This is a genomic window from Haliea salexigens DSM 19537 (genome assembly GCF_000423125.1).
In the GTDB taxonomy this organism is placed as follows: Bacteria; Pseudomonadota; Gammaproteobacteria; order Pseudomonadales; family Halieaceae; genus Haliea; species Haliea salexigens.
In genome coordinates this window covers 20,950-35,397 of sequence record NZ_AUHJ01000025.1, presented here as the reverse complement: position 1 = coordinate 35,397, position 14,448 = coordinate 20,950, and the positions used below count along the sequence as shown (strand labels likewise).

The window sequence follows — 14,448 nt, the reverse complement described above, 5'->3', positions numbered from 1 at the left end:
TACACTCTTTCCAGGGCATTTGGGCGTCTCCCAAATACCTAAAGGTGTAAACCATGTTTCCGGTATATGCTGTAAGTTATGTCTCAGGTACTACAAAGGTCTATTCTCTGCTCATAGTCTCAAGCAGGCGCGCGTCCTTTACCCCGAAACAGGGCATCGACACGAGCTAGCGGAAGACGGCGAGGCCGTCCTCGGTAAATGCCGGCGCGACCATGATCCGCAGCGTCAATTGGCTGATTCGGGTATCGTCGAAGATCAGCAACACCTGCGCGGAAAAATAAGGCGCGAGTGCCTTCAGCAGCCGACGAACTGTCTCTTCGTCACCCTGCGCGGTATGGACAATTATCGATGCGCTCCAGTCTTCACCACCCGTGTCCGGTATTGGCTTGCTGCTGACATTGCCGCGATCCAGCCCGTATTGGGATAATGCCTCGGTGAGAACATCTGCCAGCTTTGCGCTGTCCGGCGAATCCGCTTGATAGCGCACCGCCATCGCCGGCGCCAGCTGCTTGTAATCGGCCCGAAACTGACTCAGGCGCTGCAACACCTGGTCTCGTCGCGCCGGGGCTGGTGGCACAAACCCCGGCGACGCTGCTGTCGCACTCGAGTCTGCGTTGACCGCAAGCAATACGGCACCGGGTCGGGATTCGAGTTGGGTAGCCGTTGCACCGGGATCACTTGCCGGTGGCCGTAGCAACAGCAAAACACCAATGATTATCGCGAGCGGTATCAGCCCCCACGCCAGCCTGCTTGCAGAACGCGTTCCGCGGTGAACAAAACGGATTGACACAACAATCATCCTCCCTGCGTAAACGCGACGGCCCCCGGTACCGTCCTCTGTATCTTCTTTACAGGATCGGACCGGATACAGGATTTTGCAAGTTCAACCCGGCTTCGGCCAAGCCGCCTCCTGATTACCTTCTCGCGACTCGCAGGGTCTGATGGTTGTGGAACGGCGTTCCTGACAAAAACATTTATCGTTAAAAACTGATATAAATTATTTATAATTCGACTTTACCTTACAATTGAAGACAGTAAGCTCGGTATTCCTTCATGCGGGGCCCCACAACGCAACCGCCAACCGGCTTGCCCCCAAACACAGAGCACCGAGTATGCACCAAGACAGGCACCAGCCTACACGATAGGTTCTTTTGGCGTGGTGCTCTCGGGTATGTGGGCAATTCAGGCCACACTGAACTAAACGCATTTTTTCTTTACCTCCTTCCTGCGGGCGCCGCGCTAACGCGATTGCGCCCGCTCACAGTGCCGTTGTATAACATTCCCCACCTTGCGGTGACAGACGCGCACTAGCAGCGCTGCCGGCCCAACCAAACAACCCAAAAGAAGGAGACCGCCGTGTCCGTGGAAGAAGTTATTGTTGATATCACCGATGGCGTCATGACCATCACCCTCAACCGGCCCCAGGCCAAGAATGCGGTGAACAAGGCCGTCGCCGTGGGCGTGGCAGAGGCCATTGACGAACTGGAAAGCAACCCGGATATTCGCGTCGCGATTCTCACAGGTGCCGGCGGCACCTTCTGTTCCGGCATGGACCTGAAGGCCTTTGTGACCGGCGAAATCCCCGTAGTCGAGGGCCGTGGATTTGCGGGCTTGTGTGAATACCTGGTGAGCAAACCCCTGATCGCCGCCGTTGAACGCTATGCCCTTGCCGGTGGATTTGAACTCGCCATCAGCTGCGACCTCATTGTTGCAGCGGATGATACAAAGTTTGGCATTCCTGAAGTCAAACGCGGGCTCGCTGCCGGTGCCGGTGGCCTCGTGAAATTGCCCAAACAGATTCCGTCACGCCTCGCCATGGAGCTGGCCCTGACCGGGGACTTCATTACCTCACAACGCGCCTATGAACTGGGCCTCATCAACCAGGTCGTCGCCAGCGGTACCGCACTGGAGGCCGCCAAGGCGCTGGCAGCCAAAATCGCAGCCAATGGCCCACTTGCTGTAGCTGTCAGCAAACAGGTGGTTGCCAGGGCCCAGGACTGGAACAGCGGGAATATGTTCGCCGAGCAACAGAAGCTACTGCAACCGGTGTTTGTCAGCGAAGACGCCATCGAGGGCGCCACCGCATTCGCTGAGAAGCGCGCCCCCGTGTGGAAGGGGAAATAAGCACCCCGCTATCCAGCCTGGCGCAGGTTCAGCGTATACAGGCTCGCCAGGCACTCGGTGAACGGCCGCTGGTGCGACGAAACGCCACCGAGAATGCCGCCGCGCTGGAATAACCCAACAGCGCGGCGATGTCGCCCAGCGGACGATCACTCGAGGCGAGCAGATTCCTCGCGTGCTTCATCACTATGCGGTTGGCGTAGGCTGCGGGGCTTTCGCCCACCGATTGCTTGAAGGCCCGCATGAAGTGGTAGCGGCTCAGGCCGCAAAGCTCCGCCAGCTCATCCACGCTCGGTGCCGGCCCGAGCTCTTCCATGCGCGAAAAAACACGTCGCAGGTGCCGCGGGGCCAACCCGCCGCCTGTCTGCATGGCGTGCCTGTCGGCATCCGCCAGGTAACGCGCCAAATCAATGGCGATGGTCTTCACCAAAGCCCCTGCCAGGGCCCGACTTTCCGGCGTTGGCGCAGTGAGCTCTTCCGCCAGGCGCAGCATGGCGTCCTCAATACGCGGGGAATGGATGTCGAAACAGGCCTCGAGTTGCGCCTCACTCAGGGCGCCTGAACCAACCGGGGTTATCCACGCGGCGTCGGGCTCAAAACGGCAGCGAACCGTGTGGTAGTGCCCTTTCGAAACCCGTACCTCAAACGGCACGCCTGCCGGGCGAAAATTCAAAGGGCCATAACGGGTAAAGCGCGGCGCGCCGGTTGTGGCGAAGCGGCCCTCTGCCGCCTCCAGCAAGCTCGACAAGCCCAGCGACAACACCGACTGCGCCTCGACCCCCCGCACGGTCTCCGCGGTCAATTCCGGGAACGCGCAAAGCTCCACATGCACGGCGTGCAGGTCTATAGCCGCCACAACCAGATTCTTCTGGGTCTGGGCCTGACGTACACTGATTGGACCTGAGTTTTCGTGCATTCACAGAGATTATCATTTTGTGCGCTTACTATCGATATAGTGGCATTAATCGTTGTCGTCAGTCCTGACCCCGTTGCACCTGAAGCAACGCAGGACTCTAATATGCAGCCAATCGACTATTCACAAGGGCTTTTTAATGGACAGTGCGGAGACTACCGCTCGGCCGACTACAGATCCCACGGCAGATGAGATACTCGCGGGGCTCGACCTCAGCGGGCGCACAGCGATTGTCACCGGCGCATCTTCGGGGGTGGGTGTAGCCATTGCCTCGGCTCTGGCGGGAGCCGGCGCCCAGGTCACCCTGGCCGTGCGCAATAAACACGCCGGCCAACAGGTCGCGGCGGACATTGCGCGAGAGCGCGGCGTTCCCGCACCTGCCGTGGAGTTGATCGACCTGCTCTCCATGGCTTCTGTGCGTGCATTCTGTGCCCGCTGGGGCACGCGCCCCTTGCACTTGCTGATCAACAACGCCGGGCTGATGGCGCCGCCGCTGGCCTATACGGAAGACGGCTTCGAAAGCCAGATGTCGGTGAATTACTTTGCCCCCTTTCTGTTGTCGGAACTGCTGCTACCCAACCTGGCGGCAGCGGTGCCGGCGCGTGTCGTCACGGTGTCGTCCGGCTCGCATCATTTTTCTACGTTGCAACTCGACGACCTCAACTACAAAAAACGCGCCTACGAACCCTTCGAAGCCTACGGTCACGCCAAGCTCTGTGCCAACCTGCTCGCGGTGGAATACAGCCGACGCCATGCGGAGGACGGGGTCACAATGAACGTAGTCACTCCGGGCGGGGTTGAAACCAATTTAGGCCGTCACGTCACGCCGGAAGATGCGATACGCCTGGGCTGGATCAACGAAGATGGAAGCCTGCCTCAGGGCCACATGCGCTCGCCGGAAGAAGGCGCCGCACCGCCACTCTGGGCGGCAATTACAGATGAATTGAACGGACGCGGGGGGCTGTATATTGAAGATTGCGCCATCGCTCCATTCTGGCAGCCACCCACGCCACAAGGCTGGGAAGTCACCGCCGAGTCACTCGACCCACAGCGCGCACAAGACCTGTGGGGGCGCTGTGAACCCTTGATCGCTAACGCAGGGAGATCAACATGAACAACAAGGTCAGCAGGCTGAACCCAAAAAACACGGGCCAGGCCACGACGAGTGAATTCGATGAAGAGGTTGCACGCTGGGAGAGCGAAACCCGCGGGCCTTACGTTGCCGCCCACCCCGAACGTCGCGAAGAGTTCCTGACCCAGGCGCTCAAATGGCCGATCAATCCGCTGTATACCCCTGCCGACCTTGAAGCATTGGGTTTTGACTACAAGGAAGACGTTGGCTTCCCGGGCGAATACCCCTACACCCGTGGCACCGGGCCCAACGGGCACCGGTCCGGGTTCTGGACCATGACTCAGGTGACCGGTTTCGGCTCGGGGCAGAGCTGGTCCAAGCGTGCCCGCTATATGCTGGACCAGGGCCTCTCGGGGCTTATTCTGGAATACGACCTGGCCACGACCAACGGCTACGACAGTGATGACCCGATGGTCGAAGGCGAAGTTGGCCGCGCCGGCATGGCACTGGACAGTCTGGAAGACCTGGAGGAAGCCTTTGACCTGCCCTTCGACCAGCTAAAATACCTGATGAGCGTGTGCAATGCGCCGCAGCCCGTCAATCTGGCGATGATTATTGCCGCTCTGGAGAAGAAGGGCGTCGATCCGAAAGACTTCGTGCTGCACATCGTCAATGGCATTTTGATCGAGTACACCTGCGTGGGCCGTTATATCTATCCACCGGAACACGGCCTGCGACTCGCCACGGACTGCATTGAATACATCATCAACAATCACCCGAACTGGGCTCCCATCTCGATTATCTCGGCGCAGTTGCAGCCTGCCAAAGCCAACCCGGTACAGGAAATCGCCTTCAGCCTGGCCATCGCCTGCGCTTACATCGACGCCACGCTGGAGCGGGGCTTCGACATCGACACGGTTGCCCCCTACTTCCACTTTGTGGTCAACGTGGACATGGATTTCTTCGAGGGCATTTGCAAACTGCGGGCCTTCCGCAAGTGCTGGGCGCGCCTGATGCGCGATCGCTACGGCGCCACCAAACCCGAGGCCATGAAGATTCGCATGATGACCTCGCCGACCACCACCGCGCTCACGCTGCAGCAGCCGCTGAACAACATCGGCCGCCTCGCCATCATGGCCACTGCCTGTTCCCTGGGGGGCGCGGGCGAGAACATGACCACGCCACTGCACGATGAAGCCCACTCGCTACCCGCTGAAGAAGCCATTCGCGTCGGCGCGGCACTGCAGCACATTGTGGCGCACGAAACGGGTGTGGCGGAGACCATCGACCCACTGGCGGGCTCCTACTACGTTGAAAGCCTGACCAAGCAAATGGAAAACGCGGCCTTTGAGGAGATGGACAAGATCTTTGATATGGGCGGCGCCCTGAAGGCCATCGAAACCGGATATTTTCAACGCGCACTCGGGCGCGAACAGTATGAGCGCAACCGCGACATTGAAGAGGGCCGACGCCTCTGGGTGGGAGTGAACCATTTGAAACTGGATGAGGAAAAGCGCGAGATCAGTATATTCCGGCTCAACGACGACATGGAATCGGAGCAGGTGGCGAAGGTGCGCGACTTGCGTGCGCGACGGGACCAAGCACTGGTGGACAGCACACTGGAACAGGTTCGCGAAGCCGCACGGAATGGCAGCAACATGATGGAGTCCTGCCTGGCGGCGGTGAAAGCCTACGCCACGCACGGCGAAATCTGCTACGCCATGCGCGATGTGTTTGGCGAATACGGCTCTGACAGCCAGCTGGGGGGCATTTGATGAGCAACGCACACCAACGGCCACTGCGTATACTGCTGGCTAAACTGGGCATGGACACCCACACCGTGGGCATCACCATCATCGCCCACGCCTTGCGCGAAGCCGGCATGGAAGTCATTTTTACCGGCCTCAAGCAAACCCCCGAAATGGTGGCCGCGGCAGCCATTCAGGAAGATGTGGATGTTGTGGGCATTTCCACGCTGTCCGCCGGCCATACCCGCAACCTGCCCAAGCTGGCGCGACTTCTGCGCGAGGCCGGCGCCGGCGATAAACTCCTGCTGGCCGGCGGCGTCATTCCGGAAGAGGACCGTCCGCTATTGGAAGAAGCGGGGGTTGATCGCACCTTTACCATGGGGTCCGACACCCGCGATATCGTCGCCTACCTCAATGAGTGGTGGGTACAGCAGTTAGCGGCCGATGCCTGATGGATGTTGCCAAGGAATTATTGAGCGGCACTATTCTCGCCGGTGCGCGCGCCATCCGCTGGCTCGACGACGGTGACCCGCGCGGCGCACGCACCCTGGCAGAAATATTTCCACACACGGGCAACGCGCACATCATCGGTATTACCGGCCCCCCCGGCGCCGGCAAATCGACCCTGGTCAACGCGCTCATCAGCGAACAGAGGCGTCGCGGACGCCGCGTGGGGGTCATCGCCATTGACCCGTCCAGCCCCTTTACCGGTGGCGCCATTCTCGGTGACCGCGTGCGCATGGGTAAACACACCCTGGACCCGGACGTGTTCATCCGCTCCATCGGCACCCGCGGACAGGCCGGCGGCCTGGCGCGCTCCACCCACGATGCCTGCCTGATTCTCGACGCCATGGGTTATGACCTCGTCCTGGTAGAAACCGTGGGCGTGGGGCAGGACGAGATTGACGTTGTGGCACTGGCCCACACAACCGTGATCGTTGGAGTACCCGGGCTTGGCGACGAAATACAGGCGGTCAAGGCAGGCCTGATGGAGGCGGGAGACCTCTTCGTGATCAACAAAGCGGATCGCGATGGCTACGAAGACACCTACAGGCAGTTTGAATTGATGTTGCATCTTCGTGCCGAGTCGAAAGCGCTCAGCAGCGACGACTGGTCACCGCCATTGCTGCGCGCGGTCGCCGTGAAGGATGAGGGCATAGCAGAGATTGTGGATGCCATAGACCAGCACAAAGCCATGCTGCAGAACACCGGTGAGTTCGGTCTGCGCTCGGCCCAGCGCGAGCGCGAACAAGCCCTCACCCTGACCTGCACCGAAATCATGCGCAGCATAAGACAAAGCGCGGACCCCGCAATACTCAGCGCCGTTGAGAAACGAGAGATAGACCCCTATAGCGCGTCACAACTACTGATTAAAAACTGGCAGGAAGGCAGGGGCACTTAAAGCAGCCGGTCGCTCACCTGGCGTGCCAGTGGAAAGATTGACGCAAACTGCGCGGAGCGAATCTACGCTGGAATGGCGCTGAGCCACTAAAACTCGAACTCCGCGAAACCTTCTCGGAAACAAGCTAACGTTATGCCAAACTGGGCCGGTAACCGTTGGGCCAAAATAATGAACTTTGACATTCCAGAAGACATAAGCGCGTTCCTGCAAGAGCTCGACACCTTCATCGAGGCACAGATCAAGCCACTCGAACAGGCCGATGACAACATCCGCTTCTTTGATCATCGCCGAGAAGATGCGCGCACCGATTGGGAGCGAGACGGCCTCCCCAACGAGGAATGGGAAGCATTGCTGCACCAGGCAAAGCAGTTGGCGATCGCCGCGGGCATTTTCAGCTACCCCTTCCCGGCAGAGCATGGTGGTCGCGACGGCAGCAACCTCGGCATGGCCATAGTACGCGAGCACCTGGCGGCCAAAGGCCTGGGGCTGCACAACGATCTGCAGAATGAACACTCGATCGTCGGCAATAATATTGGTCTGCTACTCATGCTTGAGTACGGCACAGAGGCGCAAAAAGCCGAATGGCTGGACGGGCTGAAAAATGCGACCCGCGGATTTGCCTTCGGGATAACCGAGCCCGCACACGGCTCGGATGCTACCTGGATGGAAACCGGTGCCGTCAAGGACGGTGATCACTGGGTGATAAATGGGGAGAAAACCTGGAACACCGGCGTGCATACAGCGCACTGCGACATGATCATGGCCAGAACCTCGGGAGAACCGGGCGATGGCACCGGAATCACCGCTTTCCTCGTGCCCATGAATGCGCCCGGACTCAAGGTTGAAGAGTACCTGTGGACCTTCAACATGCCCTCGGACCACGCGCGCGTTTCATTGACCGATGTGCGTGTGCCCGACTCGGCCATCTTCGGTGGTGAGGGCAAAGGCCTGCAAGTCGTCCAGCACTTCTTCAATGAAAACCGTATTCGCCAGGCCGCCTCAAGCCTGGGCGCGGCGCAGTACTGCGTCAATGAATCCGTGAGACATGCGCGGGAAAGGAAACCCTTTGGCAAGCCACTGGCAACCAATCAGGCGATCCAGTTTCCACTCGTGGACTTGCAGGCGCGCTGCGAGATGTTGCGCGCACTGATTCACAAAACAGCCTGGCTCATGGATCGGGACGGCGCTTTCTCCGTGTCGGACAAAGTATCCATCTGCAACTATCAGGCTAACCGGCTTTGCTGTGAAGCCGCCGATACCGCAATGCAGGTTCATGGCGGCATGGGGTATTCGCGCTACAAACCGTTTGAACATATCTACCGCCACCACCGACGCTACCGCATCACTGAAGGTGCAGACGAGATCCAGATGCGTCGTGTGGCGGGTTATCTGTTCGGCTTCATGAAACAAGACAAACCAAAAGGTGTGAGCTGATGTCAGTGGATTCCCGCTTCCTAAACGCAATGAAGACGGTTCTGGAACGTGAACTGGAGGGTTTTCAGAGCATTGAAGAGTGTCAGCAGTTGACGGCCGGCGCCAGCCAGGAGACCTACCGCCTGCGGGTCAAGACTGACCAGGGTGAGAATCGCTACGCGTTCCGCCGCAGCCCGACGAGCGAGAATGGCGCCCCCATTCCCGGGCAGGTCGGCCTCGCAACCGAGGCAAAATTGCTGCAGCTGGCAGAAAAGGCCGGTATTCCCGTGCCCGGTGTTGTTTACCTACTTGAGGACAGTGACGAGCTGGGTTCGGGCTTCCTGATGCAGTGGCTCGACGGCGAAACACTGGGCCAACGCATCGTGCGCTCCGAAGCGCTGGCCGGTATTCGGCCACAACTGGCCAGGCAGTGCGGCGACGTGCTGGCGCGTTTGCATGCCATCGAGATCGATGAAACGACCGCCGCGAACCTACCCACCGTTACCCCCGAGGCACTGGTGCAGGAGACCTGGGATGCCTACCGGGTACTGGATATCCCGGTACCCATGATCGATTTCGCCGCGCGCTGGCTACTGGAAAACCTGCCACAGAACACGCGACGGACACTGGTCCACGGTGATTTCCGCAACGGCAACCTGATGATTGATGAGTCCGGCATCGTCGCGGTGCTGGACTGGGAGCTCACCCAGATTGGCGACCCGGTCCGTGACTTGGGATGGCTGTGTGTCAACTCCTGGCGCTTTGGCAAGGATCACCTGCCGGTTGGTGGCTTCGGCACCATCGAGGATCTTCTGGCAGGCTACGAGGAAACGTCCGGGATCACGGTCAGTGAGGAGGACCTGCGCTTCTGGCAGGTCTTCGGCTCGTTCTGGTGGTCCATCACAACGCTCAATATGGCCCACACCTGGCGCACCGGCGACACACCCAGCCTGGAGCGGCCGGTGATTGGCCGGCGTTCCTCGGAAGCCCAGATGGACTGCGTGAACCTCCTTATCCCCGGCGACATTGCGCTGCCCGGCGAGGTCAAGCTGGATCAGGGCACGCAGCTGCCCATGCCCGCCGAACTCCTGGAAGGCGTGCGAACGTTTCTGACAGACGAGGTTGCAGGTGGCGGCGATGAGCGCTTCGGCTTCCTGGCAAAGGTCGCTGCCAATTCCCTCGGCATTGCGCAGCGGGAATTGCTGTACGGTCCAGCCCTCGCCGCCGCTGAACACACTCGGCTCAAAGCATTTTTCCCTGAGGGCTCGCTGGATGAATTGCGCTGGCAGCTCAGCCGGGGGTTACAAGAAGGACTTGAGCTGGACACCGCCGGGCTGGCGGAACATTTGCGGTTGACCGTCGCCGGGCAACTGAGCATCGATCAGCCACGCTACCCGGCCCTGCAGCGGCAGCAGCCGCTGTCATCCTGACCCGCAGGCCCTAATTGCTTCCTTTATTCTGCTTGAAGGCCTTGGACTGGATACCGTGCTTTTTTAACAGCGTTTGCAGGTGCGAGCGGTTCAAATCCAGCCGCTTGGCCAGGTCAACAACACGGCCTTTGGTATCCCGAAGGCCGTTCTCCAGAAACCGCTTTTCAGCGGCATCGCTGGCAAGGCGCTTCACATCAGCCAGGGAACCGGTATAGCTTTCCGGCTGCGACACGGGCGCAGTGTTCGCGGTGCGGATATTTTTCGGCAAATGCACGATATCAGCCACTTCATCCGCCAGGCAGGACAGACGATACACCAGATTGCGCAGCTCCCGCACATTCCCCGGGTAAGCATAACCGAGCAGAAACTGGTGCAGGTTTTCCGATAGCTTGACGGGAGGGCGCTCCAATTGTTCGGATGCCTCGGTAAAGAAATAATCACAGAGGAGCGGGATTTCATCGCGCCGCTCGCGCAGTGGCGGCAGGCTCGCGTGAATCACCCCCAGGCGATAGAAAAGGTCCTCTCTAAATGCACCTTCTTCCGACATCTGCGCCAGGTTGCGATTGGTCGCCGCAACCACGCGGGTGTCGACAGCGGTCACCTCATCCGAGCCGACACGCTGAATCTCGCTGGCCTGGAGTACGCGCAACAGCTTGACCTGCCCCTGCATGGGTAGCTCGCCCACTTCATCAAGAAATATCGTGCCACCATTGGCCGCTTCAAAACGACCTTTACGGTCACTCGTGGCACCGGTAAACGCGCCTTTCTTGTGCCCGAACAATTCTGATTCAATAAGGTTCTCCGGTATGGCGCCACAGTTGATGGAAACAAAGGGCTTGTCTGCCCTGGTGCTATTGGCGTGAATAACCTTGGCAAACAGCTCCTTGCCGGTACCACTCTCACCGTCAATGAGTATAGGGAGCATCGTCGGTGCCGCCTTGCGTACAATCTCCAGTGCTTCCAGTAAGCCCGGGCTCTCCCCCAGCACACCCTCAAAGCCCAGCTCGTCATAACGGGAGCGCTTGCTCGCCCCTCCCGTTGTTTCGACAGTTGTCTGTGTCGTCGCCCGTTCCAGGCGCTCGGTCCGTGACGCCAGGAGAATATCGGCGCGCAGCGCATTAAACTCCTCCAGCAACGCGTCGATTTCCTGCTTATCCAGATAACTGGCCAAGCGCAGGCGTGAACGGATAATCTCGACTTTTTCGATCAAGCCGCCATGACTACCCGGGGTCTGCGATTTAAAACTGAATTGTTTCATGCGGCGATCTGCTTCTGCACCAGTTGAAAATACATACCTTTCGCAGCGAGTAACTCTTCATGAGTGCCGCTTTCCGCGATTGCACCGTTATAGAGGACCAGAATTTTATCCGCGCGCATGATCGTGCTCAGGCGGTGCGCGATTACCAGTGCAGTACGCCCCTGCAATATGCCATCCATATTACTCAGGATATTGCTCTCGGACTCCGTATCGAGGGACGATGTGGCCTCATCAAGAATCAGGATACGCGGGTCGCGGTACAGCGCCCGGGCAATACACAACCGCTGAACCTGACCGCCCGACAAGCCTGTACCGCGCTCCCCGACTTCCTGCTCATATCCTCGCGGCAGATTACTGATAAAACCGTGCGCATCTGCCAGTTCCGCGGCGTCCACGATGCGTCGCTTGTCAGGATCCTCATCGCCCATGGCGATGTTTTCTGCGATCGTGCCCTGAAACAACAAGTTGCTTTGCATGACGTAACCGAGCTGCGCGCGGTAACGCTGGGTCTCGATGAGATTGAGGTCGTAACCGTCGACCAGGATTTTGCCCTCCGTCGGCGGGTAGAAACCCACCAATAGCTTGGCAAGCGTGGATTTACCGGAGCCACTCCTGCCCACCAGTGCCACCAGTTCACCCTGTTTTATCTCCAGGTTGATATCTTCCAGTACGTAGCTCGTATCCTTGTCGCCGTAACGGAAATAGACATTCTTGAAACTCACATCACCCTGTAACTGCGGCAGCACAATACGCGAGCTCATCTCTGCCGGCTTTTGCTCCGGCTCGAGGTCAAGGACATCTCCCAGGCGCTCCATCGCTATACCTGCAGCGTGCAGCTCATCCCACAGGCTGACCAGCTGCAGTAAAGGCGTCATCACTGAGCTTGCCAACATGTTGAAAGCAATCAGCTGCCCGACACTCAGCTCTTGCGCGATCACCATATTGGCACCGATGTAGAGGATGGCTACCGTAGCCGCGATATTCAGCAACTGGCTGCCGAACGCCACGAATAATTGAAAACCCTGAGCGTCATATTGGACATTCAATGCATTAGCGTACTTCCGCTCCCAGCTGAGACGTACCTGACGCTCGATGCCCATCGCCTTGACCGACTCAGCGGCGCTCACCGTCTCCATCAGAAGACCTTCCGCTTCGGTGGAAGTCTCGAAGATCTTTCGGCTATATTCTTTCATGCGCGGCGTGACGAGGACTGTCAGCACAAATATGGGGATGACCAGCGCCAGCATTATCAACGTCAGTTTGACGTTGTACATAAACATGACCGTCAGATACACGAATACCATCATGACATTCAGCACGGTGCCTACCGTTTGCCCCGTAAGGAAGTCCCGAATGGTCTGGTTTTCCTGGAATCGCGCAATCACATCACCGGTACGGCGATTGGCGAAAAACGCCACCGGCAAAGCCATCGCGTGCTGGAAAAAGCCGGACATCATGGCGAAGTCCATACTTCGCGTCATGAAGGCCGCGAGATATCCGCGCATAATGGTGGTCAACTGCGCGAACAACTGACTCAGCACCAAACCCACCGTTAACATCAACAACAGCTGTGCGTTCTCGTGCACGATCACTTTATCAAGGATGTTCTGCGTGATGACGGGTGGCGCCAGGCCCAGTAACTGAATGACCAACGCAGCAAGGAAAAGGTGTGTGACCGTTGAGCGATGTGGGGCGAGGTAACCCACAAACCGCTTCCAGGGTGACTCCTGGCGAGCTGCGTGCGACTCGATATTCGCGGGCTTGAAGAGCAGACAGGTTCCCGTCCAGCCCTTCTCGAATTCCTCAATGGTCAGCTTGCGAAATCCGGGGCCCGGGTCAGCTATCCAGACGTGCTGGCTCGATATGCCGTAGACCACAACAAAGTGGTACCCCTCCCAGTGCGCGATCAACGGGAAATCGAAGCTCTTCATGGCGCCCAATGTGGACTGCACACCACGGGTACTGAAACCCAGTGCCTCTGCGGCCTTGGCGACGCTGTCCAATGAAGCGCCTTCCCGGGATACGTTCACCAGGTCGCGCAGTTTCCCCAGCCCCATGGGTATACCAAAATATTTGCAGACCATGGCGAGACAAGCCGCACCACAGTCCATTTCCTCCGCCTGCTGAACGAGCGGAAAGCGTTCCAGTACCCGCTGGCCAAAGCCAGACCTGGACTCGACATCCAGACTGAACTGGGAGCCACGCTTCTCGCGGAGTTGTTTTTGACGCGCCAACTCCCGGTCAAGAAACTGGATGCGGTCCTCGATGGCCGGGCGCAGCCTGGGGTTGTGCTCGAGTATCGCGCGTACAGTGTCTTCCGGGATGATAAGCAGAATCAGGTCTGTTTCGGCCCTGGCGGAAGCCAGTTGTGCCTGGCGTAGCAAGCAGGCCTTCTCACCGAATATCTCACCTTGAACCAGGGTCGCCAGCGGATATTCGACGTCTTTCTCTTGCCTTACGAGGCGAACCCGCCCCTGCCGAATAACATAGAGCCGCCTGTCATTGCTCGTATCCTGCGTCATCACTTCGGTGCCCGCAGCGACGCTTTTGATCCCGACGCTGGCTACCAGTCGCTTCAGCTCCTCGGTATCGACCGCACTGCCCAGCTCGAAAAACTGGCTGACCACACCACCCGCCGCTCGAATCGCGGCATGGCTACTCATGAAATCCTCCGCCTCGGAATTTTCCCTGAACACCGCGGCGAACGCGGCGGCGGGAATCAGCGCGATTTCCGTGGCAGACGACGCGCGACAGGAAAACTCGTAGCGAACGTTGCGCAGAGCACCCAGTTCGCCGAGAACATCACCGGATTTACGCACACCGATACTGGCTTCCTTGCCGCCAGATTCCTGAAAAAGGCGAACCCGCCCCTGCACGACGACGAGCAGACCCTGCGTTTGATCTCCCTCCGATACAACACCATCGCCAAGCTCGTAGTGCGTAACACTCGAAGACTGCGCCAGGGTCAGGCGCTGCTCAGCGCTTAGCGCAGACAGGAAATCGATCTGCGCCAGCAGCTCCGCCAAAGAGGCTACATCGGCCTCCGGTATACTCGTTTCTTCAGTCACCCTGGCCCTCCGCAGACCGTTCG

At 58.9% G+C, this 14,448-nt stretch carries 11 protein-coding genes; 7 read left to right on the top strand and 4 right to left on the bottom strand.

The window, feature by feature from the left end; all coding sequences use genetic code 11:
- Nucleotides 1-166 precede the first annotated feature (166 nt).
- Complete coding sequence (locus tag G533_RS0117690) at nucleotides 167-547, bottom strand: hypothetical protein (protein ID WP_027951092.1); 381 nt, start codon at nucleotides 545-547, stop codon at nucleotides 167-169.
- An 809-nt stretch (nucleotides 548-1,356) separates the two neighbouring features.
- On the opposite strand from G533_RS0117690, the gene G533_RS0117685 reads away from it, so the two are divergent.
- Nucleotides 1,357-2,124 (top strand): crotonase/enoyl-CoA hydratase family protein, encoded by a 768-nt coding sequence (locus G533_RS0117685; protein WP_027951091.1) that lies wholly within the window; start codon nucleotides 1,357-1,359, stop codon nucleotides 2,122-2,124.
- Nucleotides 2,125-2,152: 28 nt separating this feature from the next.
- On the opposite strand, the gene G533_RS23715 is transcribed toward G533_RS0117685, so the two are convergent.
- Nucleotides 2,153-2,977 carry a helix-turn-helix transcriptional regulator gene (locus G533_RS23715; protein ID WP_158413438.1) on the bottom strand — a complete coding sequence of 275 codons (825 nt, stop codon included), beginning with the start codon at nucleotides 2,975-2,977 and terminating at the stop codon, nucleotides 2,153-2,155.
- Nucleotides 2,978-3,173: 196 nt separating this feature from the next.
- Between G533_RS23715 and G533_RS22740 the strand changes: the two genes are divergently transcribed.
- The 6 genes from G533_RS22740 (at nucleotide 3,174) to G533_RS22730 (ending at nucleotide 10,099) form a co-directional block, all read left to right on the top strand.
- Nucleotides 3,174-4,148, top strand: coding sequence for an SDR family NAD(P)-dependent oxidoreductase (locus tag G533_RS22740; RefSeq protein WP_051230623.1), 975 nt, complete (start codon nucleotides 3,174-3,176; stop codon nucleotides 4,146-4,148).
- On the top strand, nucleotides 4,145-5,881 hold the full coding sequence (locus G533_RS22735) for a methylmalonyl-CoA mutase family protein (RefSeq protein WP_051230621.1): 1,737 nt from the start codon (nucleotides 4,145-4,147) through the stop codon (nucleotides 5,879-5,881). Before G533_RS22740 ends, G533_RS22735 begins: the two co-directional genes overlap by 4 nt.
- Nucleotides 5,881-6,306: a cobalamin B12-binding domain-containing protein gene (locus G533_RS0117665; RefSeq protein WP_027951090.1), complete on the top strand. Its 426-nt coding sequence runs from the start codon at nucleotides 5,881-5,883 to the stop codon at nucleotides 6,304-6,306. The genes G533_RS22735 and G533_RS0117665 overlap by 1 nt, the downstream gene beginning before the upstream one ends.
- A complete protein-coding gene (gene meaB, locus G533_RS0117660) occupies nucleotides 6,306-7,256 on the top strand; it encodes a methylmalonyl Co-A mutase-associated GTPase MeaB (protein ID WP_027951089.1) in 951 nt (316 codons plus the stop codon). Before G533_RS0117665 ends, meaB begins: the two co-directional genes overlap by 1 nt.
- Nucleotides 7,257-7,424: 168 nt before the next feature.
- The gene (locus G533_RS0117655; RefSeq protein WP_027951088.1) at nucleotides 7,425-8,690 is read left to right on the top strand and encodes an acyl-CoA dehydrogenase family protein; all 1,266 of its coding nucleotides are present in this window, start codon (nucleotides 7,425-7,427) and stop codon (nucleotides 8,688-8,690) included.
- Nucleotides 8,690-10,099 carry a phosphotransferase family protein gene (locus G533_RS22730; RefSeq protein WP_051230619.1) on the top strand — a complete coding sequence of 470 codons (1,410 nt, stop codon included), beginning with the start codon at nucleotides 8,690-8,692 and terminating at the stop codon, nucleotides 10,097-10,099. Before G533_RS0117655 ends, G533_RS22730 begins: the two co-directional genes overlap by 1 nt.
- Before the next feature lie 10 nt (nucleotides 10,100-10,109).
- Here G533_RS22730 and G533_RS0117645 read toward each other — a convergent pair whose 3' ends face one another.
- Together G533_RS0117645 and G533_RS0117640 are read right to left on the bottom strand one after the other, a co-directional pair.
- A complete protein-coding gene (locus G533_RS0117645; protein WP_027951086.1) occupies nucleotides 10,110-11,357 on the bottom strand; it encodes a sigma-54 interaction domain-containing protein in 1,248 nt (415 codons plus the stop codon).
- Nucleotides 11,354-14,425, bottom strand: coding sequence for a peptidase domain-containing ABC transporter (locus G533_RS0117640; protein ID WP_205622656.1), 3,072 nt, complete (start codon nucleotides 14,423-14,425; stop codon nucleotides 11,354-11,356). Before G533_RS0117640 ends, G533_RS0117645 begins: the two co-directional genes overlap by 4 nt.
- Nucleotides 14,426-14,448: the final 23 nt, after the last annotated feature.